Annotated in this window: 21 protein-coding genes; 3 read left to right on the forward strand and 18 right to left on the reverse strand. The window is 60.8% G+C overall.

Annotated features, from left to right (window positions below; all coding sequences use genetic code 11):
• Positions 1 to 10: 10 nt before the first annotated feature.
• The 6 genes from EDD75_RS03465 to EDD75_RS03490 form a co-directional block, all read right to left on the reverse strand.
• Complete coding sequence (locus EDD75_RS03465) at positions 11 to 1462, reverse strand: alpha,alpha-trehalose-phosphate synthase (UDP-forming) (protein WP_123928060.1); 1452 nt, start codon at positions 1460 to 1462, stop codon at positions 11 to 13.
• A 48-nt stretch (positions 1463 to 1510) separates the two neighbouring features.
• The gene (locus tag EDD75_RS03470) at positions 1511 to 3685 is read right to left on the reverse strand and encodes an amylo-alpha-1,6-glucosidase (RefSeq protein WP_123928063.1); all 2175 of its coding nucleotides are present in this window, start codon (positions 3683 to 3685) and stop codon (positions 1511 to 1513) included.
• Positions 3672 to 4898 carry a glycosyltransferase family 4 protein gene (locus tag EDD75_RS03475; RefSeq protein WP_425451638.1) on the reverse strand — a complete coding sequence of 409 codons (1227 nt, stop codon included), beginning with the start codon at positions 4896 to 4898 and terminating at the stop codon, positions 3672 to 3674. Before EDD75_RS03475 ends, EDD75_RS03470 begins: the two co-directional genes overlap by 14 nt.
• Positions 4899 to 5305: 407 nt before the next feature.
• Positions 5306 to 6157 (reverse strand): DNRLRE domain-containing protein, encoded by an 852-nt coding sequence (locus EDD75_RS03480; protein ID WP_123928068.1) that lies wholly within the window; start codon positions 6155 to 6157, stop codon positions 5306 to 5308.
• A gap of 61 nt (positions 6158 to 6218) precedes the next feature.
• The gene (locus EDD75_RS03485) at positions 6219 to 7664 is read right to left on the reverse strand and encodes a methyltransferase domain-containing protein (RefSeq protein WP_123928071.1); all 1446 of its coding nucleotides are present in this window, start codon (positions 7662 to 7664) and stop codon (positions 6219 to 6221) included.
• 97 nt (positions 7665 to 7761) lie between these two features.
• The gene (locus EDD75_RS03490; protein WP_123928074.1) at positions 7762 to 9006 is read right to left on the reverse strand and encodes a tetratricopeptide repeat-containing glycosyltransferase family 2 protein; all 1245 of its coding nucleotides are present in this window, start codon (positions 9004 to 9006) and stop codon (positions 7762 to 7764) included.
• A gap of 120 nt (positions 9007 to 9126) precedes the next feature.
• On the opposite strand from EDD75_RS03490, the gene EDD75_RS03495 reads away from it, so the two are divergent.
• The gene (locus EDD75_RS03495; protein ID WP_123928077.1) at positions 9127 to 9855 is read left to right on the forward strand and encodes a DUF6385 domain-containing protein; all 729 of its coding nucleotides are present in this window, start codon (positions 9127 to 9129) and stop codon (positions 9853 to 9855) included.
• Between the two features lie 185 nt (positions 9856 to 10040).
• Here the strand turns inward: EDD75_RS03495 and EDD75_RS03500 are convergent, their stop codons facing one another.
• Positions 10041 to 10493 carry a hypothetical protein gene (locus tag EDD75_RS03500; protein WP_123928079.1) on the reverse strand — a complete coding sequence of 151 codons (453 nt, stop codon included), beginning with the start codon at positions 10491 to 10493 and terminating at the stop codon, positions 10041 to 10043.
• Between the two features lie 164 nt (positions 10494 to 10657).
• Between EDD75_RS03500 and EDD75_RS03505 the strand changes: the two genes are divergently transcribed.
• Both EDD75_RS03505 and EDD75_RS03510 read left to right on the forward strand, forming a co-directional pair.
• Positions 10658 to 12628 carry a TPR domain-containing glycosyltransferase gene (locus EDD75_RS03505; protein WP_245963059.1) on the forward strand — a complete coding sequence of 657 codons (1971 nt, stop codon included), beginning with the start codon at positions 10658 to 10660 and terminating at the stop codon, positions 12626 to 12628.
• Positions 12609 to 14945, forward strand: a complete 2337-nt coding sequence (locus tag EDD75_RS03510; protein WP_123928085.1) for a glycosyltransferase — start codon at positions 12609 to 12611, stop codon at positions 14943 to 14945. The genes EDD75_RS03505 and EDD75_RS03510 overlap by 20 nt, the downstream gene beginning before the upstream one ends.
• A 67-nt stretch (positions 14946 to 15012) precedes the next feature.
• Here the strand turns inward: EDD75_RS03510 and EDD75_RS03515 are convergent, their stop codons facing one another.
• The 11 genes from EDD75_RS03515 to EDD75_RS03565 all read right to left on the reverse strand — a co-directional run bounded on the left by EDD75_RS03515 (position 15013) and on the right by EDD75_RS03565 (position 24578).
• Positions 15013 to 15408: a DUF1284 domain-containing protein gene (locus EDD75_RS03515; protein ID WP_123928088.1), complete on the reverse strand. Its 396-nt coding sequence runs from the start codon at positions 15406 to 15408 to the stop codon at positions 15013 to 15015.
• A gap of 22 nt (positions 15409 to 15430) precedes the next feature.
• Positions 15431 to 16168, reverse strand: a complete 738-nt coding sequence (gene lgt / locus EDD75_RS03520; protein WP_123928092.1) for a prolipoprotein diacylglyceryl transferase — start codon at positions 16166 to 16168, stop codon at positions 15431 to 15433.
• 37 nt (positions 16169 to 16205) lie between these two features.
• Positions 16206 to 16697 (reverse strand): MogA/MoaB family molybdenum cofactor biosynthesis protein, encoded by a 492-nt coding sequence (locus EDD75_RS03525; RefSeq protein WP_123928095.1) that lies wholly within the window; start codon positions 16695 to 16697, stop codon positions 16206 to 16208.
• 38 nt (positions 16698 to 16735) lie between these two features.
• Positions 16736 to 17215 (reverse strand): cyclic pyranopterin monophosphate synthase MoaC, encoded by a 480-nt coding sequence (gene moaC / locus EDD75_RS03530; protein WP_123928098.1) that lies wholly within the window; start codon positions 17213 to 17215, stop codon positions 16736 to 16738.
• A 67-nt stretch (positions 17216 to 17282) separates the two neighbouring features.
• A complete protein-coding gene (locus EDD75_RS03535; protein WP_123928101.1) occupies positions 17283 to 19208 on the reverse strand; it encodes a molybdopterin biosynthesis protein in 1926 nt (641 codons plus the stop codon).
• A gap of 11 nt (positions 19209 to 19219) precedes the next feature.
• Positions 19220 to 20428 carry a molybdopterin molybdotransferase MoeA gene (locus EDD75_RS03540; RefSeq protein ID WP_123928104.1) on the reverse strand — a complete coding sequence of 403 codons (1209 nt, stop codon included), beginning with the start codon at positions 20426 to 20428 and terminating at the stop codon, positions 19220 to 19222.
• A 118-nt stretch (positions 20429 to 20546) separates the two neighbouring features.
• Positions 20547 to 21116, reverse strand: a complete 570-nt coding sequence (locus EDD75_RS03545) for a hypothetical protein (protein WP_123928107.1) — start codon at positions 21114 to 21116, stop codon at positions 20547 to 20549.
• Between the two features lie 122 nt (positions 21117 to 21238).
• Positions 21239 to 21886: a sporulation membrane protein YtaF gene (gene ytaF, locus EDD75_RS03550; RefSeq protein WP_170157688.1), complete on the reverse strand. Its 648-nt coding sequence runs from the start codon at positions 21884 to 21886 to the stop codon at positions 21239 to 21241.
• Between the two features lie 119 nt (positions 21887 to 22005).
• Positions 22006 to 22845 (reverse strand): aminotransferase class IV, encoded by an 840-nt coding sequence (locus EDD75_RS03555; protein ID WP_123928113.1) that lies wholly within the window; start codon positions 22843 to 22845, stop codon positions 22006 to 22008.
• 11 nt (positions 22846 to 22856) lie between these two features.
• Complete coding sequence (locus tag EDD75_RS03560; RefSeq protein WP_123928116.1) at positions 22857 to 23951, reverse strand: MFS transporter; 1095 nt, start codon at positions 23949 to 23951, stop codon at positions 22857 to 22859.
• Positions 23952 to 23957: 6 nt separating this feature from the next.
• The gene (locus tag EDD75_RS03565; RefSeq protein ID WP_123928119.1) at positions 23958 to 24578 is read right to left on the reverse strand and encodes a DUF502 domain-containing protein; all 621 of its coding nucleotides are present in this window, start codon (positions 24576 to 24578) and stop codon (positions 23958 to 23960) included.
• Between the last annotated feature and the right edge of the window lie 16 nt (positions 24579 to 24594).

Here is a 24594-nt window from a genome sequence, read left to right on the forward strand (position 1 = left end):
CTGTCTGTTATTACCCAACAAAGACCTCGTCCGCCGCCTCCTCTAACGCTAACTGCAAAAAGGACCGCACCCAGGCACTCGCCGTGCGCCGGGCAAGCCTCTGCCGCAGCGTCCGCTGGCGAAACCGCCGCTCGGCAGCCGGCATCTCCAGCGCCGACCGGAGCGCAGCCGCCATTTCCGCAATATTAAACGGATTTACGAGCAACGCCTCCCGTAAATAGTGCGCAATACCGGCCAGCCTGCTTAGCACTAACACACCGGGGTCGGTATCGGACCGCGTGAGCACGTATTCGGCCGCCACTAAGTTCAGGCCGTCCCGCAACGGGGTGACGATGGCCACGTCGCTCGCCAAGTAAAAAGCGGCCAGTTCACGCTGACTGTAAGCCCGGGCCAGGTACCAGACCGGCGTCCAGGAAGAACGGCCGAATCTGCTGTTGATGCGGTTCACGCAGTCCTCTACCCGCCGGCGGAGCTCTTCGTAAGCGCCCACGCCCGCCCGGGTGGGCACACCGATCTGGATAAGGGAAACCCTGCCCCGGTAAGCAGGATTTTCCTCGAGAAACCGCTCGAAAGCGACTAATCTCTCTAAAACCCCCTTGCTGTAGTCGAGTCGCTCAACGCCAAGGCAAATCTTTTCCGTGCCGACTTGGGCCCGGATAAGCTTTGCCTGTTCCCTTACCTTAGTGTCCCGGCTCAACCCGGCGAAAAATTCATGGTCAACACCTACAGGGAGCGCCTTCACCGTCACCTCGCGACCCCGGTAGATTAATCCTTTCTGCCCCGGCAAAGCCGTGGCTACGGTGAAAGCCGTGGCGGCGCGTAAGAAGTTTTCCACATAGCCGGGAGTGTGAAACCCGATGAAATCCGCTCCCAGAAGGCCCTCGATGATCTCTTTCGCCCACGGCACAATTTCCCACAGGTCGGGACCTGGAAAGGGGATATGCCAGAAGAAACCGATCCGCGGCATTTTCCCTTCGTTTCCCCGCTGGCGCAGCAGCGCCGGCAGGAGGGCAAGGTGGTAGTCGTGAATCCAGATGAGATCAGCGCCCCAATCGACCTTCCGGGTGAAAAACGCGAACTTTTTGTTCACCGCCTTATACCCTTCCCACCATGCGGGCTCGACCGCACATTTCTCCGTGAAATAATGGCAGAGCGGCCAAAGCACCTGGTTGGAGAAGCCGTCGTAATAGAGCCGCAGTTCTTCCTCTGTCAGGGGAACTTCCTGCCACTTCAGGTCCCCTTCCTGATGGAGAAAGCCTACTTCGTTAGGCAGTGAAGCCCGTCCACCCCACGCAACCCAGACACCATGCACCGTGCGGAAGAGAGGCAAAAGCGCCGACACCAGCCCGCTAACCGCCACCTTTTTTTCGGTGCCGCTGCATCTTTCCGCCCATACCAGAGGGCCCCGATTGGAGACAACGATAACCCGCGGTTTTACAGGAAGCTGGAAAGAGAGTCCCATAATCTCCCCCCTTTACAGCATCTACTGCCAACCGACAATCGGAAACCCTTACGCCTCAATAATGATCCGGACACTGCCCGTTTTTTCAATCGGCAGGCAGAAAACGCGCCCGTCCCGGTTGATGAAATCAATCCCCACTCTGCCGTCGTGAACCTTCATTCCCCTTATCTGGAGCTCCTTTAAGAACGAAGGCAAAACTGGCCGCTGAATCAAGAGTCCCTCCGCCGTTACCCTCACGCCGATACAGGCCTGCAGGAGCAAAAAGAGGCTGCCTACTGCCCAGGCCTGTGGTTCACACGCGACCGGATACCGGACCGGCCTGACGTTAGGTCGCCGGCTGAAGCCGCAGAAGAGCTCCGGCAACCGGAAATACGGAAACTCGTAAGCCGCATCGAAAAGGGCCTCCGCTAGCAGTCTCAGCTCTTCTAACAGATTGTAACGGCGCAGCCCGAAGGCGATGATGCTGTTGTCGTGCGGCCAGACAGAGCCGTTGTGGTAGCTGATGGCATTGTAACCTTTTTCCGCAGTGCTCAGGGTCCTGATACCCCAGCCCGAAAAAAGCTCGCGGGAGAAAAGCTTCTTGGCCACCTTCTTCGCCGCCGCCGGCTGCAGGATGCCGGTAAAGAGAGTGTGCCCCATGTTCGAAGCCACGGTCTTGACCAGGCGCTTTCGCCCGTCGAGCGCCAGGCCCAGGCAATCCTGCTCTGCCACCCAGAAGTCGCGGCAGAAGTTCCGCCGCAACCGGCGGCTCCGCTCCTCGTACTCCTTCGCCGCCTTTCTGTCGCCTAAAAGCGACAGCATCCGGCTCGCTCTCCTGTAGGCGGCGTAGAGGTAAGCCTGCACCTCAACCAGGGCCACCGGCGGCTCCACCGGCCGTCCCTCCGGGTCCAGGATGCCGTCCCACGAGTCTTTCCAGCCCTGATTCTTAAGTCCTCCAGGAACGTCCCCCGCGTACTCGATATAGCCGTCGTTATCCCTATCCCCGTAATCGGTGCACCAGGTCAGAGCCTTTAAAAGCGGCGCGTGCATCTCCTGTAAAAACTCTAAATCCTGCGTCCAGTGCACGAAATCGCCGAGCACGATAATGAACCAGGGGGTAGCGTCGATGGAGCCATAGTACGGCGTGTGCAAGATCTCCCGGCAGTTGGCCATTTCCCCCCGGCGGATCTCGTGGATGATCTTTCCCGGTTCTTCTTCCCGCGCAGGATCGACCTTTGCTCCTTGGTACTTTACCAGGAAGCGCAGCACCTCGCGGCAGATCTGGGGATTGACGATGAGCGTCTGCCACGCGGCGATTAGGGCGTCCCGGCCGAAAACCGTTGCGAACCAGGGGACGCCCGCCTCAATAACGGGCCCCTCCGGATACTCGCTCCGCAAAACCCACAGGTCGGCCAGCGCCTGGTCGAGCATCTGGTTAAAGCGCTCTCGGGGCGTCGCGAACTGCGTGCAACTCTCGCGCCAGGCTGAAAAACCCTCCCGCTGCACCTCCGCCCCGGTTAAGAAACCACCCTTGAGGTCTGCGGGTAGCGTGACCCCCGGAAAAGCGCCCTTCTTTTCGTCTACCGCAACCCCGACCGCCCAATAGAGGTAAACCCTTTCCTTGGGCGGCACCTGCACCCGGTAGCGGATCCAGACGTTTTCTCCCTCGGGTTGAACCTCGTCCGGCGGCAGATCCCACCGGAGAAGGGTTGTACGGTACAAGCCGTCCCGGCCCCGGTACTGAAAAACCACCCCGTCGCGCTCAAGCTGCGCAGGAAGAATTTCCCCGCGCTCAAGCCGTTTCATTCCCCGCACTTCAAAAAGATCCCGGTAATCGGCGCCTACCCTGAAGCTCAGCGTCAGCGTGACGGGAAAGAGGTTGTAGTTGCGCACGCGAAAACGCTGGTATAGCGCCCCGTGGAGGAGGCGGAGCAGCCGAAAATGAACCGTTTGCAGGGGAATAAGCTGCCCCGCAACCGTCAGCTCCGGATTCGCGAGATCGCACTGAAAGAAGGAGCTGAACCGCGTACCCGCCGCAAGAAAGTTCGGTTCTGTTCCTTCTACGTAAAATTCCAGGGCGCTTAAAAAGCGGGTATCCCGGTAATAAAGCCCGAGTCCCCCGGGATACCCGCAGGGTACCGAACCATCGGGCAGCGTGATGAGGAAAATTTCGTTGCTCTTGATAACCTCCGTCTGAACCTCAACCCGTTCGGGAGCGATTTTCAGCTTATCATCCGATAGCACTTGAGCGCTTTCCCCTTTCCGCGCGTCCCCGCGTCCGGCACACTTCATCGTAGTAAGCAACCGTCTCCCGTACCATCCGTTCGAGGGTAAATCTTTCCGCGACGCGCCGCCGGGCCCTCTGCCCCATCTGGCGCACTAAATCTGGGGCCCGAAGCAGCGCTAATATTTTCTCGGCCAACGCGTCGGGCTGGCGCCGCGGAATGATAAATCCTGTTTCTCCCGGAACCACAATCTCCGGCATCCCCCCCGCCCGGGTGACGACGAGCGGCTTCCCCGCCGCCATCGCCTCGAGTAGCACCAGGCCGAAAGGCTCGTCGAACGAAGAAGGATAAACCACCACTTCGCTCTCCCAGTAAGCGGCGGGCATCTCTTCCCAAGGGAAGAAGCGGATAAGCACATCCTCCTCCAGCCCGCATTCAGCAATCATGCGCCGAATCTGGGCAATTTCACCCTGCTGGTAGCTGCCCCAGTCCACCGTGTTATTGGTCCCGGCAAGCAGCAGGAAAGCATCCGGGTAAACCTCCTTTACCCGCCTGAAAGCCAACACAACAATATCCGAACCCTTGGCGAGACTCATCCGCGCGGGATGAAAAACTATCTTCCTCCCCCGCGCCTTTTCTCTGATTTCGCGCCGCACTGCCTCCGGTGGCGTAGCCGCCTGGAAGCGAGCCAAATCAAGCCCGTGGTGGATTACGCGGATCTGCCCGGCCGGATAACCACTCGCGATGAGCTCCCTTTTAATATAGTGGCTTACGGCAATAACCCCATCCCAGGCAAACCGGAGCCGAAGCAGTTCCTCCCAGGTCTCATCATCCCAAACATTATGGGCACTTAAAATCAAGGGTGCGCCCACGCGCTCCTTAATTCTGACCAGTGCTTCCGCGTGGACGTAGCTGAAGTAATGCATGTTATGCGCGTGAATGACATCCGGCCGTTCCCGGTCGATAAACCTGGCTAACTCTTCCCGGATTTCGTCCTTGTAGCGCCTTATGAGCGTTGGGCTGAGGGAATTGAGGTCCATTAGCGGCGTCCGCCGGATCCTGACCCCTTCCCAGGTTTCCGCCGCAACCCTGCCGTCTACCGCGCCCGTTAAAAGAGCAACCTCACACCCTTCCCTGACCAGCGCCGGACAGAGCATGGTAAGGTGAGTCTCCACCCCGCCGATGGTGGGTGGAAACGCCCAGTGAAGCATTGCAATTCTCAAATACCACACCCCCTCAAGCCTGCCAGTTGGTATGTAAGGATTGCGAATGCCCTAATCCCCGACGAAAGCGCTGCAGATACTTTTACCTTATTTGACCGTCAACGGATGTAAAGTGAAAGGATCGAAGCGGAAATGCTTTCGGGATAACATGTTTTGGCACACATAAATATTATATCATACCAAGACGCTAACGCATAGCAAAAGTACATACGCTCAGAAAGCCCCGCGCGCCCGCCAAGCAGCTGGCAAAGTTGCCACCTCCAGCAAAGAATTCCGGCCAACGCCTGGCTCTGCGCTGCATGAAGGCACTTCCGGAGAGTAGCCCATGCGGGCCTTCGGCCTGCACTAGCAGGAAGATGAAAATGGCACAGTGCGGCACCTCCCACCCTGTGCCGGCGAGCAGTCGCAAGAAAAGCCTATCTTTGGGCCTGCCAGGTAACCACTAGCGTGGTGGGGCAGCCGGGAACGGCGGAACGGTAGCGCACCCGGATGAACCGCAGGAAAATTTGGGGCACGAAAAGGTAAGTTTGCCCCGCAGCCAGTATCGCGCTGCGGCCTTGCGGCAGCCAGCCCGCACCATCCGCGCTGATCTCGCCCTGAACCACCGCCGGGTTGGGGCCACCGTTGGCGACCAGCACGGTCACCGTGCGCCAGGTAGAAAGGTCGCACGGTGTGCTTCCCCGGTCGGCGTCCTCGGTGGTAACCGTTTCGGTCCCTTCGGTAAAAAGGGGCGCCCCGCAAACCCCAACGGCAAAAGACACCACCAGGCGGGGCCAGCAGGCCGAGCAACTACACTCGCGGCTGTAAAAGCGGACCACGCCCAGCCGCTTCTCGTCGCCCATTTTCACCAGCAGGCCCCAGTTCGGCCGGGTCCCCGCTATCCAGTCGCGGACCACGGCGCTAACCTCCCAAGAAATCCACCCGCCAGCCTGCCCGGTAAGTAGTACCGCCGATAGAGGCGCGGGATCGTAAGCGGGCTGCTTGCGGAAGCTAACCCGATATTCTTCCCAGGGTTCTAGGACCCGGTAAAGAGCAATCTCTTTTGGTTGGGCGCGGAACGTGTTCTCGCAAAGGCAAAGCTGAAGGTAAGCTGTCTTAAGCGCAGCTCCCGCCGGAATTTCAGCCAACGGAAACTGCACCAGCGCCCGCTCAACAGCATCACCAGCTTTACCCACCCCCAGATAGAAGGTCGCCCCGAAGTTTTTTTCCGGCTCTAAACTTTTTACGGTGGCATCCTGAAGTGGCGGCCTGATGATAATCTCCGGCATTCTTTCGCACCTCCCGGAAGGGGCTTGTCGTGAAACGCCCGGCTTAAACTTCACCGAAGCGTTAGGTGACGGGTTGCCCCGCTTCGCGTGAGACCGCCGGTTTCTCGGCCACCACCAGGATGTCCCGGGCGGTAAGCTCGGGGAGGTCTCTTCTTTCCAATGCCTTCAGGACGAGGTTCCCCACCGCGAGTGACAGCTCCGTCCCCCCGCCAGGTGCTCCGGAGACGTCGATTTGCGGGTCAGGCAAAAAGGAAAGCTCCTTCACGTCGAGGCCACAATAAGCAAAAAGGGCCGCCAAGGTACGCGGGGTGAAAAAACGGAGGTTGGCGACATCCGCCACGCCAGTGGCAGTGTAATCCCAGTCCCCAGCCGCAAGCCGCGCGAGGTTCACCAGGTTCCGCGCGTTAGCCACCGCGGCTACCACTCTTCCTCCCGGTGCCACGTAGCGCTTCAAACCACAGAGCACCGTCCAGGGGTCGGCGAACTTTTCGACGCAATGGTTAAGCAGTACCACATCAAAAAAACCATCGGGGAAAGGAAGGGGCTCCCCGGGCCGCCAGTAAACCGCAGCATCAAGCACGCTGCGCGCCGCAAGGTACGCCGCCCACCGCCACTCCGCCCCGGCGACCCAAACTTCCGGCAACCCCTCCTTTATTGCCCGGCCGCCATCCCCGTAGCCACACCCCACCTCGAGCACCCGCTTGGCGCCGGGCGGCAGGAGGGAGATAAGCTCAATCGGGTAGCCAGTGAAGTAGGCGGTGGGCTTGATAAACGTGCTGCTCACCGCATCCCGCTCTCTCCGCTCCCGCCAGGTAGCGAGGCGCATCCCCTCGCTCGAGGTTAGATGGTCGTAGTAGCCCCGGGCGAAAGCTTCCGGGTCGCAGGTAGCGTACCACTCTCTTTTGCGCCGCCGGGCTTCGGCCGAGAGGTAGCCGTAGTGTTTCACCTTTACGTCGATGAACCGCGCGCGGCCCGTAAGGTTCGCGGGAACACTGCCGCAGTGAAGATTCCCCCCGTGGGACGTGGGAAGAAAAGCCAGGCGCGTCACATCCTGGCCCCAGATGGTAAAGAGGCGCACCTGCCAAAAGTCGCCGTAAAACGAAGGCTCACACCGAAACGTGAGCGGATCATCCCAAAAGTAGAGAATCTGAAACGCAAAGGCGGTAAACTGGGGCTGCGCCGGGTCGATGAGCGCAATTTCGCGGCGGATGATTTCCGGGGCCGCGTCCTCAAGGACTTCGTCCCCATCCAGTGCCAGAATCCAATCGGGTTCGAGCCGCAGGGCCATCTTAAGGAGCCGGTTTTTGTCCCGCGCTTCGTCCAGCACTGGTTCCTCCTGGTAGAGGTACGCGGCCACCTTCGGGTGGCGGCGGCATATCTCTGGTGTCGCGTCGGTCGAGCCATCATCCAGGACCACCAGCGCGTCGCATACGCGCCCGGCAGCATCCAGCACTGTTTTAAGCCAGGTAGCCTCGTTTTTCACCCGCAGCATTCCCACAATACGCACCACAACTCCTCCCCCTGCGGAAAAGGCCAGTTAACTCCTGAAATGCCGGCCCGGTTTTACGCCTGATACGTCGCCGGTTTCTTGCCCCCGCGACCTCTCACCCCTCGGCCTGCAGGAAGCGCCGGGCAAGCTCTGCCGCGCCCTCCGCCAGAAAAATTTCCGCCAGGATGCGACGCGCGCGCGGCGCGGAAAGATCGAAGACCCGCTTCAAAGATTCAACCGTATCTTCCGGGTACTCCCGCGGGTTGAGGATATGAACGATCCGGGCTACCGCCGGCACGAACTCCGTGTTTTCACGCACTGCCACCAGGTAGTGGGCCAGCGCTTCTTCTAAATCACCGCGCTCCTCGGCGCACCGCCCCAGGTAAAAGAGCGTCTGGTAACCAGTCACCGCCTCCTCCACCGCGTAATAGGCGGGGCACTGCCGGTGGGCGCGTGCCTGCAAAAATGCCTCCTGCGCCGCCGCGTAATCCCTTCTTTCAAAAAGCAAGACCCCACGGGCAAAATGGAGGTAAGGGTGGTCGGGATAAACCGCAAGGCCGTTCGTTGCTATGCGGAGCGCCTCGTTCTTCTCCCCGGCAAGGTAAAGGCTCTGAACCAGGTACTTGAGGAGCTTCGGACCATAAACCACCCCGGGGCTCGACCCCGCCGCCGCCCGCAGGAAAGCTTGGGTAGCTCGAGGGTAATCGCCCTGCCGGAAGTACTCCACGCCCAGGTGGAAATTCACCACGGGATCGTCCGGAAACCGCGCCGCTTCCCGCTCCATAAGCTGCAGGTTCCGCTCCCGCTTTCGCTTCGCGGCAAGGTTGGCCTCGAGATAACCGTGGTGAAAGAGAGTGATGTCCTCGCGGATGGCAAAGCGGGCCTCTGGGTTGCGGCGCAGGATCGCCGGGATAATTTGTTCGTGAACCCTCCCCTCGTAACGGTGGTCCGGGTGGTTCCGGAAAAAGCGAAAAACTACGTCTGGCGCTTGCTCAACCCGGTTTCCCACGTTGTAAAAGTTGACAATTTTGAAAAAATAGCCCGCCGCGTCCGTAGTTGCCACAATCTCCCGCAACTTTTGCGCATCTTCCCCGGCGAATTCCTCGTCCGCGTCAAGAAAAAGAATCCATTCCCCCGCCGCCTGTTCCAGGGCGAAGTTGCGCGCGGCGCTGAAGTCCCCCCGCCAGCGAAAATGGAAAACCTTCGCGCCAAGGCGGTGGGCGATGGCCGGCGAGTCGTCCCGGGAACCGGTATCGACCACGATAATCTCGTCGGCCGCCGCCCGGGAACTTTCAATCGCCCGCGCCAGGTAGGCCGCCTCGTCCTTCACAATCAAGCAGAGCGAAATGCGGTCCGCCAAGGCTCTCACCTCTTCTTTTTCCAGTTTATGAGAGAAGGCCCACGGCGGTGCGCGAGTAACCAAATTATGGTAGCAAGCATAGGATAAGGGAAAAGGATACCCCTGCAAGGAGTGATAACCTTGCCCAACTTCAAGGTTTTCCAAGATGTTGCCGATGAAATGCGGGTGAAAATCTTCGGAAGCGAGGACGTAGCCCTGAATACCGACACCGGCGGCCGGCTGGCCATTACCTCCCCCGGTCTGGCGATTACTACCGGCACGGGCTCACTTGCAGTCTCGATCGGTACCGGTGACCTTCCCGTTACCTCGGCAGGTCTCGCCATCACGACCGGTGCGGGAGCGCTCGCCGTCTCCATCGGCACGGGTAATGTGCCGGTAACTTCAACCGGGTTGGCCATCACCACCGGCGCGGGAGCGCTTTCGGTTTCAATTGGTACGGGAGACCTCCCGGTAACCTCCGCGGGCTTGGCCATCACCACCGGTACCGGATCGCTCTCCGTCTGCATCGGCACCGGCATAGTAGGTACCGCAATTAATTCCCGCACAATTCTCGACACCTCGGAGGATATCACCGTCACCACCGTTTACGCGCCGGCCGTAACAACCAACGTCCTCGAGTACATCACCTACACCCTGGCCGCCGTCAACACCGGCACCACCGCCGCCCAGGTGAAGGTCCAGATCAGCCCGAACAACACCAGCTGGATCGACGACGGCACCGCAGTTACCGTTGATGCGGGAGCCCTCGTCACCCTGGTGCCCTCGGTTTTCCTCAAGTACGTGCGGTTGGCCGCTATCGCCACCACTACCAGCGCTACCCTCACCGCCTTCATCCAGGGGCAGAAGTAACGGTAAAAGACCAGCACACAACAACAAAACTCGGCGGTTCCGCCGAGTTTTGTACTTTACGGAGCCGGTGCCGGTTGATGTCGTTCAAGCCCGATTTCCCCGCCAACGCAAGACTGTCTAAGGTCGGAAGCAACAAAAAAGTGGGGCCCCTGCGCGAGTAACAGGGGCCCGGGCCGCGCTGGTTTTTACGGGCAGATTGTGTCGTCAACGCAGATGATGGTGTAGGAGCAAAGGTTATCAATCGTGAAGGCATAGGAGAGTTGGCCGGCCACGTAAGTGGGGGTAGTGGTGATGCTGCCAGGGCTGCAGGCAACGGAATAGGTTACACTGGGCAACGTTTGGCCGCAGCAGACGTGCACGCCCGCTGGCAACTGCGTTGAACACTGCGAAGAAAGGATGTTGCAGTAGTCCTGGAAGGTCGCACCGTCCTGCAGGTACTGGTACTCGAACTGGGCATCGCAAGTGAAGGAGAGGGTTGGCGGTACCGTGCTCAGGTCGACGGTAACCCCGTAAATATGAGCGTTGCACTCGTCGCCCGGTCCGACCGGGGTGTGCGCCGGATTGGTGCAGGTGAGTGTTTCCGTCCAGTTTAGCCCAATCGTAGTTATCTCCTCGACGCAAAGTTTCCGGATAGCCACAATAATCCCTCCACCTGTTTTTCACATTATACTGCTATGCCCAGCAGAAGGTTACAAATCCCAGTAAACAGCAGCAGCAATCCGCCGACCTAGCCCATATTATGAAGCGACGGGAGATCCGGTAAGGATGTGAGCCCCGGGTGACAGGCGGTATCAGTTTGTGCATGATCGTCAGAGACGAAGCCCAAAACCTTCCCCGCTGTCTTCAAAGCGCTGCTGGATTTGTGGATGAGATAATCGTCATCGATACCGGTTCGCGCGACACCACTCCCCATCTAGCCGCGCAGTACGGCGCCCGGGTCTTTTACTTGCCGTGGCCGGATGATTTTTCCCAGGCACGCAACGAAAGCCTTAAATATGCCACGGGCGAGTGGATCCTCATCTTAGACGCCGATGAAGAACTGCCCGCAGAGACAGCCGCACGGTTGAAAGAACTGGCTGCGACCACCGGTGTGGAAGCCTGGATTTTCACCGTTGTAAACCACATCGATCCCGCAACGGGGCTGCGCACCCGCCACCCAAACCTGCGGCTTTTCCGCAACCGGAAGGAATACCGCTTCGAAGGAAAAGTTCACGAACAGGTGAAGAGGAGCATTCTCCGTGCCAACCCTGGTGCCGTCATCGGCTACAGCGGCCTTATCATCAACCACTACGGCTACAACCGGGCGGCGCGGGGGCGCCGCGCTAAGACCGAGCGCAACATCGCCCTGCTGCACCGGGCTCTAACCGATAATCCGACGGACTCTTTCATCCACTACAACCTGGCGGTCAGCCTCTTCGCGCTCGGGGATTACGAAAAGGCGCAAAAACACTACGAAGCGGCGGTTGCCAGCCTAAAAGAGCCTGCCGGCTTTGCTCCCGCTCTCTACCGAAATTACGCCGTCTGCCTTTACGAGATGGGCGCGTACGCCCGCGCCCTTGAGGTTGCGGATACGGGGCTTGCCTACTTTCCCGACTACCCCGACCTTTACTTTTTAAAGGGGCAGGTCTTCTGGGACCTTGGACTCCTCACCGAAGCCGAAGCCTGCTTTAAGAAATGCCTCCGCTTCCGGCAGGTCCCGCCCGAGTACCCGACGACCGAAGGTGTGACCTCCTATCTCGCCCGGGAAAACCTGGCGCTTATCCAGGTCCGCGCCGGCAGGTACGCAGCGGCGGTGGATTTCGCCCTTCAGGCCGCCGCGGAAAACCCCGCCCCGGACCTCCTCCGAAACCTCTGCAGGTTCATGCGCCAGGCTAACTTCAGCGGAAAGGAGATGGTTACCCGCCTAACCGAAAGCCTGGGTCTCCCCGTAGCAGAAGCAGCCCGGCTTCTCTTTGATGGAGGAGAATATGCTACCTGCCTTAACCTTCTCGCAGAAGAGACTATCGGGAACCCGGAAACAACACTTCTCAGGGCCAGATGTTTCCTGCACCTGGGCGACTTCACCAGGGCCGAGGAATCTCTATCTCAACTGGAAGCTGGCGGGGCGCTTGGCGGCGAAATCCTCAAAACTACCTGCCTCGCCCGGTGGCTCCGGCAGCCCCCGCAGAGTGCCAAACGATTCCTGTATGGCTGCGATGAGCAAGCTGATCCGGTTGCAACCGCCTGCATGCTTGCCGAAGCCGCAATAATGGGAAAAGGTGCTGGTCCACCGCCCGAAGCCCCAGCTCTTCAGGAAGAAATACTGGCGCTGGCGCTGGCCGCCTATCAGTGTGGCGGTGTAGCAGTTGCCCGCACGATCTGCCGCGCGGCAGGTGCGCACGACGATGCAAGAGCCTATCTTTTACTCGGAGAATACGCTCTTAGTAAAGGTCAGAACCGGGAGGCTCTGGAACTGCTTGAGTTCGCGCTAAAAGAGCAGCCGGGAGACGCCCGGGCGCATTTTCTCTACGGCTGCGCCTGCGCCGGCGCAAACCTTCATTTTGAGGCCTTCACCCACCTCTGTCGCGCTGCCCAGCTGGCCCCCGCAGAGAGGTGCTTCGCCGCCTGGGCCGGCGAGCAGCTAATTAGCGCGCTTCTGACTCTGGTTTACGCCGGCCTCAACCGGGAGCCCCAGAACACATCTTTACGCGTAGCATTATTCCGGCTGGCCGCTGCACGCAGGCAGGCGGCGCGGCTAAAGGAGGCGTCCTGCAGTGGGAGTACCGAGGCTTAGCCTCTGTATGATCACCCGCAACGAAGCCGAAAATATTGGTCGTTGTCTCGAAAGCGTTCGGGAGTTTGTGGACGAGATCGTGGTCGTCGACACCGGTTCGGTTGACGATACCACGGCGGTTGCGGCCGGATACGGCGCAAAGGTCATTACCACCGTGTGGCAGCACGACTTTGCGGCCGCCCGCAATCTTTCGCTTGCCCACGCTACGGGCGACTGGATCTTCTTTCTCGACGCCGACGAGGAACTCGCGCCAGAAAGCGGGTCCGCGCTTACGCGCCTTGCACGCACAGGCGATAAAGAAGCCTATTTCGCCCTGATTACCAACCTGCTTCCCGGCGGGGCCGAACTCACGGCACCGAGCATCCGCCTTTTCCGCAACCGGGAGGGCTACCGCTTTAGAGGAAGGCTCCACGAACAGGTCGTAGACTCGATCCTCGCCCATGCCGGACAGCAGCGGATCGGCCAGGCGCCAATCCGGATTCTCCACCACGGCTACGACCCGGCCACTTTTAATATCCAGGCCAAGATCAGGAGAAACCTTGCTATCCTTGAGCGTTACCCGCCCGAGGAGCGAGACAGTTTTTTTTACTACAACCTGGGGACCGAGTACCTGCGCCTCGGTAGGTGGAAGGAGGCGCTCGCGAACTACCGGGAGGCACTCCGGCTCACCCACCCGGCGAAGATCTACGGTCCCATTCTCGTCAAGCGGACGATCAACGCCCTAATGGCGCTCAGGCGGTTCCGGGAAGCCGTCGGCCACCTTCGTTACTACCAAACCCTTTACCCCGACTTCCGGGACCTCGTCTTTCTCGAAGCCCTCTGCCACCTGGAGACCGGGCGCTATACCGAAGCGCAGGAGTGCCTCCGGCGTTACGGCGTACTGCCCCCGCCCCCAATCTGGTATCCCGTGGAAAAATGGCCTGAGCCTCCGGAAACCCTTGCCGCCCGGATCAGGCCCCTGGTGCGCCGCAGGGAAGGCCCGCCGCTCAGCGTATGTATCATCGGCCGGGACGAGGCCTCCTGCATTGGTGCTTGCATCAAAAGCGTCGCCGAAATCGCCGCCGAAATCATCTTTATCGATACCGGCTCCACCGACCAAACGCCCTACCTCGCCTACCAGCTCGGTGCTAAAGTTCACCGCGCGTCCTGGCAGAATAACTTCGGCACCGCCCGGAACCTCGCGCTCGCCGCAGCCACCGGCGAATGGATTCTGGTACTCGACGCCGACGAAGTCCTCCAGGAGGCAAGCCGTAACGCGCTCCCGGAGCTGTTGAAAGCGGCCGATCGGGATGCTTACCTGCTCCCCATCCGCACCTTTCTTGACCGCAGACTTTCGCTGCTGAACTGTTACCTGAAGGGAAGCTGCCGCCTCTTCCGGAATAGAAACTACCGCTACCAGGATGCGGTTGACGAAACCATCCTCCCGGCGGTCGAAGCAGCCGGCGGTACGGTAGGCTGTGCGCCTATTACCGTCGACCACCTGCATTTTCTCAGGCCGGAGAAGGAAATTGCCCGCAGACGGGCGTGGAAGATCGCCGCGATCAGGGAGCATCTCACAAGCGCACCCGCCGAGCAATGCTGCGCCCTCGGCAGGGAGTCTTTTTACGCCCGGGACTTCACCGCCGCCACGCAATACTTGGGGGAAGCGTACCAGACCCTCGCCAAGAGCGCGCCACCCGACATCTTTGCGTTATACGCCCTGGCGCTGATAAACACCGGCAACTACGCTCAGGCCATAGCGGTCCTGACCGAAGGAGTGGCGATTCACCCCGACTATACCGATCTTCTTTACCTCCTGGCCGTCGCTTGCTTTCAGCGTGGCGACCTTGGCACGGCCGAACAGCTTTTCCGTCGCTGTCTGGCGCTGGGTGATGCGCCGTGGGAGAAGTACCTCGTAACCCCAGGCGCCGGTAGCTACAGGGTCTTACTCTCGCTCGGCCCGCTTTACGCGCGCACCGGGAGGACCAAAGAGGCAATCGCGACGCTCCTGGAGGCGGCTAGGCACCCCGCAGCTTTCGAGCCAGCGGTCGAAAGCCTCACCATATTGCGGGAAGAGCTTGGTGTCCCGCCCGATCAGTTTCTCTCAGAAAAGGGTCTCTGCAACACCCGCAGCCTCAGCGCCGTAGCGCAGACCCTGGCCAGAACCGGGCAGTTTGCGGAAAGCCTCTACTATCTCTTACTGGCGAGCAAAGAGAGTGAAAAAGAACCCCCGCCGGGGGATTTCGCGCCCCTTCTCCAGGCAATGGAGACACTACGCACGGCATTCTGGCACCACTTTAGGCTCGTGGGGAATCAGGAGGGTTGTTCGGGCGGCTGATTCTCGGGAACACCCGCCCGAACCCACGCCGGCTTACGCATTTTCAGGGGCACAAACCCCTCTCAACTCACAGCAGCCCCAGCTCCTTCTTTCTGGGTGCGCAGACCTGCTCCCAGTCGCACCCCGCGCAAAAGGCCGCAAACCAGCCGGGAGGCGTTGCCGCCACCTTCTCCTTTACCGCCGCCCAGCGCACCCGCTCGCCCACTTTGACACCAAGGTGCGCCGCCGCCGCTGCATCCATTTTCCTGATTTCGGCGTCCACGCCCGGCTTGGCCTGACACTTGTCACCTTCAAGCGTCGGGCAGGCGCGGCAGACATCATCCGCTCCGGCGACAAGCTCGACCTCTTCGCCCGCTTGGGCCCGCTCCATCACTTCCCGCAGGTTTGCGACGAATTCCTGGCTGTACCCTTCACCCCGGAAAAAGTGCAGGCAGATCAGGTGGTGCCCCCGCAGTTTAAGCAAGCGAACCCCTCCCTAATCTCCCTCACGGCCGTGTACCGCGCCACTTAACTGCCAGGACTACCAGGGCCGCACCGGCCACTAGCAGGCTGGCAACCTGGCCGAGGGTAAGGTAGGCACCCGCCGGCGGCGAGACGCGGAAGAAATCAATGAAAAACCGGTAAGCGCTGTAAAAAATTAGGTAGAGAATAGCTAACTGCCCAGCAAAACGCTGGCGCCGGCGAAAATAGAGGAGCGCGCCGAAAATCAGCGCCCCGAGAAGAACGGCGTAAAGCTGGGTCGGGTGGCGGGGCACGCCGTCAAAGGGGAAGGCCACCGCCCAGGGAACCGTAGTCGGTTTCCCGTAACAGCAGCCGTTCAAGAAACAGCCGATGCGGGCAAAGGGGTAGCCCGCGGCCGCTCCAAAAGCCGCAACGTCGGCTATATCGCCAAAGCGCAGGCCGCCTCTCCGGCCGTAAAGCCACATTAAGGGAACCGCCACGATTACCGCGCCGTAGAAGGAGAGGCCGCCGTCCCACACCCGGACAATCTCCTGCGGGTGCGCCGCAAAGTAGGGCCATTCAATCAGCACATAGGCAATGCGGCTCCCGATTATACCACCAACAACGAGGAGTATGGTCAGGTTGAGGACGAAATCCGGGTCGATCCCCCGCCGCTTCGCCTCCCGCTCCCCGGCAAGTAGCCCCACTAAAACGGCCACCGCTAGCATTACGCCGTAGCTGTGCACCGCAAAATTACCGATGTGAAAGAGAACCGGCCACATCCTTATTCTGCCTTCTTCGCCGAATTTATTTACCCGTTTATTCTTTGCGCGCGCACTCCTGCTCCCGACCCGTCAGCACCCCCAGCGCGTGGCCGAGAACCGGCAAGATCACCCCGAGGCACTCCCGGACCGCCTGGGGGCTTCCCGGAAGATTCACGATCAGCGTCTTCCCCCTGATCCCGGCCACGGCCCGGCTCAGAATGGCCCGGGGGGTAATCTTGAAGGTTTCCCACCGCATCGCCTCGGCAAGCCCCGGTACCTCCCGTTCAATCACGGCAAGGGTCGCTTCCGGTGTGTTGTCGCGGGGACCCAGCCCCGTGCCACCCGTGGTCAAAACCAGGTCTACTCCTGCCGTAACGAAGTCGAGGAGCGTGCCCGTGATCGCTGCCAGGTCGTCACTCACAATCCGGATCTCGTCTACCTGCCACCCCTGGTCCGCCACCAGTTCCTTCACTGCTTGCCCGCTTAAGTCTTCCCGTTCACCCCGGGCACCTTTATCGCTCACCGTTAGCACCGCAACCCGGAACAAGGCGATCCCTCCTTTTTTAAACCTTAAAAAGTCCGCTGCTACGCACCGCCGCGCCGGTAAACCCCGCTCTTCCCGCCAGCCTTATACTCCAAGCGGATCTCCTGAATCACCGCTTCCCGGTCGACCGCCTTGACCATATCGTATAAAGTCAGCGCGGCCACCGCAACCGCCGTCAACGCCTCCATCTCCGCGCCGGTCCGGTCCATCGCCTTCACCCGGGCCGTTATCTCCACCCGGCTTGCCGCCTCATTCAACATAAAGTCCACCGCCACGCTTGTAAGCCGCACCGGGTGACAGAGCGGCACCAGCCGTGGCGTTTCCTTGGCCGCCATAATTCCCGCCACCCGAGCGACCGCCAGCACGTCCCCCTTTGGCATATCACCCGCCGCAATCAGACGCAGTGTCTCGGGCCGCACTCGCACCGCCCCGAAAGCCGCCGCCTCCCGCAAGGTCTCCGGTTTCTCCTCTACCGCTACCATCCGCGCCCGTCCGGCAGCATCGAGATGGGTGAGCTCCACTCACAATCCCTCCCGTCAAAGTATGCTTTCCCGAAGCCAAAGCCCCCGGCCGCAAAAACCGGACGTTTTACTCCTGAACGTAAAGCACCTGCCCGCAGTCGCGCAGGTCGTAGCCCCCGCGGGCGAGCACGGCCGCCCGGAACTCCGGGTCCCCGAGCACCACGCGCAGCCGCTCCCCTACTTTGCCCTCCCAGTGCTCCTTTAAGACACAAAGGTCGTAACGCTCCTCCGCCACCGGTACGAAGTCGAGCCCGAGCGCTACCGCTGCCGCCCTGATACCCAGACCTACGTCAGCAGTGCCGCCCGCTACCGCCGCCGCGACCGCCATGTGAGTGTACTCCTCCCGCTGGTAACCCGTGATCCGTTGGGGATCAAGCCCTAACCGGCGCAGGTGAAAATCGAGGAGCACCCGCGTGCCCGCACCCCGCTGCCGGTTCACAAAACGGACCTCCTCCCGGAGCAGGTCAGAAAAGTCCCTAATTCCCTTCGGGTTCCCCGGTATCACAATGAACCCCTGCTCCCGGTAGGAAAGGTTCACCAGCACCACCGGCACGCCCGCGAGATAACGCTGGACATACGGAACGTTATACTCCCCCGTTTCCTCGTCCAAAAGGTGGGTCCCCGCCGCGTGGGCCTCGCCCCGCTTGACCGCCAGCAGCCCCCCGAGACTCCCTACGTGGGCAGAAGAGAGAGTCGCCTCCGGGAACTTCAGGCGCAGAAAGTTGGCGATGATGTCTAACGCCAGATCGTGGCTGCCGATAATAACAATCGTCTCCTCAATTTCCCGCCGGGTGCGTAAAAGCTCCACCGTTACCACGCTGCCGGCCTCGAATCCTTCCGCGAAGCGCGGCACCCGCAAAATCCCGTCCGCTTGGACGAGGGTCATTAAGCGGCCCGCCCCTCGCCCGAGCGGCGTAGCGACGATTTTTTCCCCGGTGCGCCCAAGCTTCACCCGGACAAACTCCTCCACACCCGCCGGCGAGACCACCCGCCGGGAAAGAGTTGCCGCCACCTTTTCCCGGTCCGGAACCACCCGCCCCTGTTTGGCGAAGATGACTGGCCGGGCAAAAAGTTCAGCGTTCAGAACTGTCGAAACCGGGTAGCCGGGAAGGCCGATAAAAGGCTTTCCCGCAACAGCCCCGAGGACGACCGGTTTCCCCGGCTTGATTGCCACCCCGTGTGCAAAAAGGGTCCCGCACGCGCGCACGACAGCGGCGGTGAAGTCCTCCCGCCCTGCCGAAGCCCCGGCGATGGTCAAGACCATGTCATATTCCGCCGCCGCCCGGCTAACCGCGTCTTTGAGGGCGGCGAAATCGTCCGGAATGATCTCGTGGCGGACGGGAACCCCACCCCATTCCCGCACCATTGCCGCCAGCATCGGGCTGTTAAAGTCGACAATGTCACCGGGCTTAAGCGCCGTCCCCGGTGCCACGACCTCTGTGCCGGTAGGAATAAGTGCTACCCGGGGCTGGGGGTGAACGGCCACCGTGGTAACCCCGCCCGCCAGCAGCGCCCCCACATCCACCGGCCGGATGGAGTAGTTCGCCGGCAGCAACATCTCCGTCGCCACCACGTCTTCCCCCATGACCCGGACATTCTGGTAGGGGAAAACCGCCGCCGTGATCTCGATCACATCCGGCGTCACCGCATGGGTATCCTCCACCATGATCACCGCGTCGCACCCTTCCGGCAGCACGTCTCCCGTATCGACGGGGAACGCCTCCTCGCCCACCCGCAAACGGAGCGGCGACTGCTCGGTTGCCCCGAAGGTCCGCCGGGCCTGCACCGCGTACCCGTCCATGGCCGCAGCGTGGAAATGGGGGTGCGAAACTGCAGCGAAAACAGGGCCCGCCGTCACCCGGCCGCAGGACGCCGCTACGGGAACAGTTTCTGCCGGCCCCGGATCCAAGGCTCCCAAGTTCCGCAAGAATTCCCAATAGCCGGCCAGCGCTTCCTCTAGTGGTTTTTCTTCAAGAAATATTTCGCGTTTCATCCGCCCCTCCCTCAAAGCAAGAAAAAGTCCACCATCTCGCCTGCCTCGGCCCCGGCAACATCGAGGGGCAACCGGATGAGCCCCTCCGCTTCGCTCAAGGTGGCAATGAGCCCCGATTTTCCTAAAATCGGCTCTGCGACCAGGACACCGTTTTCGACCACCAGGCGCGCCCGGAAATAATCTTCCCGTCCCGGCGCGGAGCGGAGCGAGCGACCCAGCCGCACCTTGAGCGGCACACGATCTATCCTCTCCGGCTCTAAAAGCGGCCGGACCAGGAACTCAAAGACCACCAGGGCCGAAACTGGGTGGCCCGGCAGGCCTACGACCAGCCTTCCATTTACTACAGCACCCACCGTGGGTTTGCCGGGCTTCACCGCCAGCCCGTGGAAGAGCACTTCCGCCCCCGGAAGCGCTGCCACCGCCCGGAGCGTCAGGTCTCGTACCCCAACCGAGCTGCCCCCGGTAAGAAGCACCATCTCAGCCGCTGCCAACGCCTCCGATAGGACTTCCTCCAACGCGCTCAGCTCGTCCCGCACCACGCCGAAAACGACCGGCACCCCACCGGCCGCGCAAACCGCAGCGGCAAGCGCCGGCGTATTCACGTCCCGCACCTGCCCCGGCGCAGGCGTCGCTTCAATCCCCACGATTTCGTCACCCGTGCCGATAATCCCGACGACAGGCCGTTTTGCGACTGACACCCGCGCCACCCCGCAAGCGGCAAGGAGCCCGATATCTTGCGGCCGCAACCTCCTGCCCGCCGGCAAAATTACCGCACCCGCCCGGACGTCATCCCCCCGCCGGACCACGTTTTCCTCTGGCGCCACGGGGCGAAGGACCGCAACCATATCTGAGCTAACTTCTTCCGTATGTTCTACCATCACGACGGCATCGGCTCCCTCCGGCAGCATCCCGCCCGTCGGGATCCGCCAGGCCTCGCCCGGCCCAACCCGCCCGTTAGGAGCCTGGCCCATCAATACTTCGCCGGTTACCCGGAGATAGGCAGGCAGCCCTTCCGAGGCCCCGAAAGTATCCGCAGCCCGAACCGCGAAGCCATCCATCGTCGCCCGGTCAAAGCCCGGCACGTCTTCCCGTGCCTGCACGGGCCCGGACAGCACCCGCCCAAGCGCCTCCGCCAGCGGGACCTCCTCGCAAGGCAGGGGGCACAGGCGCTCCGCTAACTTTTGCCGCGCCGCCGCAAGCGTAAGCGTGGTGAAGAGCAATTTCCCGCCTCCGTAGCTCAAAACCTGGGAAAATCGTAGCACAAAACCAGCCCGGTGGTCAATTAAGAAAGAGCTGCTCTGTCCCTGTTACCCCAGTAAATAGAGCGCCCTTCAGCAGTTACCTGGCAACGGTGTAACCCGTAGGATAGACCCGGAGGGTATAGCACGCCCGCCCGCAAACGCTCGCGCCAGCGCGGTTTAGCCACCCGCCAAGCGGCGCCGGCTTGAACGCCACCAGTTCGGCCCGCCACTGGCGACAATATGCAGCCCCTTCCTGAGAATCCGGGATTACCACCGTCACGCAAGGACCGCCACGCGCCGGCAGCAACTCCTCCCAGGCCGGCGCACCCCAGTTCTCCAGAAAACCTTGATCCCCCCGTTTTTGAATGAAGGCCTCGGCCGCTACCGCCCAGCGCCGCGCTAGCTCCCTTACAAAAGGCTCCGGTGGCGCGGGTTCGCTTAAAATGACAAGATTACCGGAATGCGCCGGGAAATACGGGCTGTAAAACCGCAAAATGCCGGCGTTTCCCGTAAGGACGGCGAACGGGTCTACGGTTATTCGCAGGTACGTCCCGTAACACGTAACCCTATACTCCCGGACCTCCCGCTGGGGTTCCCCCGCCCAGCACGTAGCGGCGACAACCAGCGCGATAAGCAAAGCCCCCGCTAACATGGCCCTCAAACCCACAGCCTACCACCTCACTCTTTATTCTCCCACCGCGCCTTCGCCCGCTACCCGTAATGATAGTTTTCCCGAAAAAAGAAAAGGCCGCGCTAACGCAGCCGTGTACAGCGAAAAATGCCGCTCCCTTAAAAGAAAAACGCCGCAATTCCGATGGCCACCAGCAAAAGGCCCCCGGCCAGCCCAGCCTTCTCCCCTACCCACCGGGACAAACACCTCTGGCCGAGCCTTATCCCGAGCCAGAGAAATGCCAGACTGAAAATAAGCACCGCGCCGCAAGCAAGAGCCGCGTCCAACCCACAAACGCCAGCGCCGGCACCCGCCACAAAATTGTTTAACGCCAACGCCACGCCAAGGAAGTAGGCCTCCTTCACGTCGATGTGCCCGGAATAGTCGGCATCGGCAAGGAGCGGCTTCTCCAATACCTCCTTCAGCCGGCCCACGCCCCGACCGGCCGGTTGGCTCGTCTCTTCACCCCTTTCCCGTGCCCTTTCTTTACCCTTCCTGTAAGCCCGGACCAGTTCTTGGTAGAAAACCCATAAACCCGTAGCGGCAATTATCACCGCGCCTATCCCCCGGGCCGTCGCGGGCGCGAGAAATTTGGTCAGCCACCGCCCAGCGACGAGGCTGAGACACGTCCCGCCGCTGGTCACCAGGGCGATCATCAGGTTCGAAGCAAACGGCACCCGAATTTTCCGGGTCCCTAAGGCCATCCCCACCCCCAGATTATCAAGATTCGCCGCTAATAACAACAAAAGAGCCCCGAAAGCATCCATTCTTCGCCACCCCGCAACTACCTCGTAACCCCAGCCTATGACGGGGTAGCGCATCCGGTTACTTTCGAGGCTTTACTTCCCGGGACAACTATTTACCCAAGCAGTTTCGCGCCACCTTCTTACCGGTATCGGGCGTACCGCTCCCTGAGGAAGCACGTCACCGGGCCCGGCTTCCCGTCGCCGATCATCCGGTCCTCGACTGCCACCAACGGCATAACCTCCAGAAGGGAGTTGGTAAGAAAGGCCTCATCGGCCTTAAAAAGCTCCTCCGGCCGCACCGGCCGCTCCGCTACCGGCAGGCCGGCTTCCCGCGCGAGACGGATAACCACCTTCCTGGTAACACCGGGCAAAAGGCCGCTTGCCACATCAGGCGTAACCAAAGTCTGCTCCCGCACTAAAAAAATATTGCTCACGGTCCCCTCGCAAAGATAACCGGCCGTATTGCGAAAAAGCCCTTCGTCCGCACCCTTTGCCGCTGCCTCTTTTTTGCCGAGGATGTTCTCCAAGAAGTTAAGCGACTTTATGTAAACCAAGGGAGAACGTTCATTTCGCGGGAAGGAAACAAAAATCGCCTTAAAACCCCGCACGTAGAGTTCCGGAGCGTAAGGTACCCCCGGACGGAAGGTCACAAGTACCAGCGGTGGAGCGCTGGCCTTTGGGTAAAGGCCCGGCCCCCGGCCGCGGATTACGGTAAGGCGGACGCTGCCCTCCGTAGCCTCGTTCGCGGCTACCGTCTCCTGCACGGCGCAGGCTAATGCTTCGGGCTCCAGCGCCGCCGCAAAACCGAGGACCGCCGCGCCTTCCATCAACCGCTTGATATGTTCCCCAAGGAAGAGAGGCCGTCCGCCGCAGATCCGGAGCGTCTCGAAAAGGCCGTCCCCGTAAAAGATGGCGCGTTCGAGCGCTAAGAGGCCCTCATCCTCCCGCAAAAGCCTGCCGTCCAGCCACACCCAGCCCATTCACTCACCCCTCAAGAAGCCTGCACCGCCCGCCGGGGGGCCCAGATGAGCCCTGCAAAGCTCAGGATGGCGGCCGCATACATCGGAGCATGGTAACCCCACCAATCCGCAAGGAGCCCGCCCAAAAAAGGTCCTAATGCCGCGCACAGGTTAATGTTGGCTACCAGGATGCCTGCCGCTGTCCCTCGCTCTTCACCGGAGCGCAAAAGCAGCACCAGAGCACCGATATAGAGCGCCGACCACGCGCCCGAGAGGAGTAACTGCACCGGAAAAACCTGGTAAAAGTGTCCGAGTAACGTATAGAGAAGGAAAACGCTACCCGAAAGGAAAAGGCCGAACCGGAAAAGGCCGGGGCCTGCGAAGCGCTCCGCAAGAACCATCAGCACCACCTGGCCGGCGTAGTTCGCCGTGCCCACCAGCCCGATCCAGAACTTGTCGGCACCGAGCTCCTGCAGAAAGAGCGGGAAAATGATCCACACGGCGGAAGCGCCCACGTGCCGGAGGAAGAAGGGCCAGTAAACGGCGCGGTTGCGCCAGATAACCGGCAGGTAGCGCGGGGTGGTCGCAACCTGCACCGGCTTGAATTCCTCAAGCCGGAGACTGATTAGGAAGGCTACCGCGGCCGCCAGGAAACTGAGGAAGAAAAGCAGGTGGTACTCCTTGAAGAAAGCGGCGGCAAGCGACCCGGCAATCCAGCCCATCGCCCCGGAAGAGCTAAATTTGCCGATGCCACCCCGGTTTTCGTAAGCAAAAACAAGCAGCGCCCCCGTCGTAATCCCGAGCGCAAACCCGACCAGCGTCCGGACGAACAACAGGCTCACCACGTCCCGCGCGAGTAACTGACCGAGAAAGGCTAACGCGCTGGCCGCCAGCCCTAACCGCACGAAGCGCAGGCGCCCGAAGAGGTCAGATAAGCGGCCGAAAACGAAGGCCGCCGCAAAATAAGCCAGACCGCTCGCGGCACCCACCAGTCCCACATCGAAGTCGGTGCCGCCAAGGTCTTTCGTCAACAATGGAATGAAGAGGCGGGAGGCCTCAATCGCCAAATTCAGAAGAAAGCCAAGCGCAATGGGGCTTACAAACCGGTGCCCGATTTCACCCGCCAAAGGCTTCTACCTCTTCTCCGCATTTTGCGCTTCCGGCCCGCGCGAGTTCGGTTCAATAATCCCTGTCGAGACCACCAGCCGGAGGCCTTCTTCTACCGGGATATTGAGAAAAATCACCTCTTCCCGCGGGATAAAAAGCAGAAAACCGGACATCGGCACCGGCACGTGCGGCACCAAAACCTTAACCAACTCCCGACCAACCAGGTCCCTGATGAGGCCGTTAGCCTCCCCCACTAAAAAGCCGACGGCCCAGGAGCCCGGGCGGGGAAACTGGACTAGCACCACCTGCCGGAAGACCTGTTTCCGGTTTTCACCGAAGGTCTCGACAATCTCCTTGGCCGTCCGGTAGATGGAGTTGACCAGCGGGATTTGCAGCATCACCCTCTCCCAAAAAGCCAAGAGCCGGCGCCCGATAACGTTGGTGGCCAGCATACCCACGAAGAGGATGAGCGCTGCGGTAACAACGATGCCCAGACCCGGGATCTTGTAAGGGGTAAAGTGAGTTAGCAACCTTCCCGCAAAGCCGTCGACAAACCCGAAAATCTTCCACAGAACAAAGATTGTTGCTGCGGCCGGCAGGATGACGGCGAGTCCGGTTAAGAAATAATTACGCAGATTCCGTTGCATTTTGTATCTCTTTTCC

Source organism: Thermodesulfitimonas autotrophica, assembly GCF_003815015.1.
GTDB lineage: Bacteria > Bacillota > Desulfotomaculia > Desulfotomaculales > Ammonificaceae > Thermodesulfitimonas > Thermodesulfitimonas autotrophica.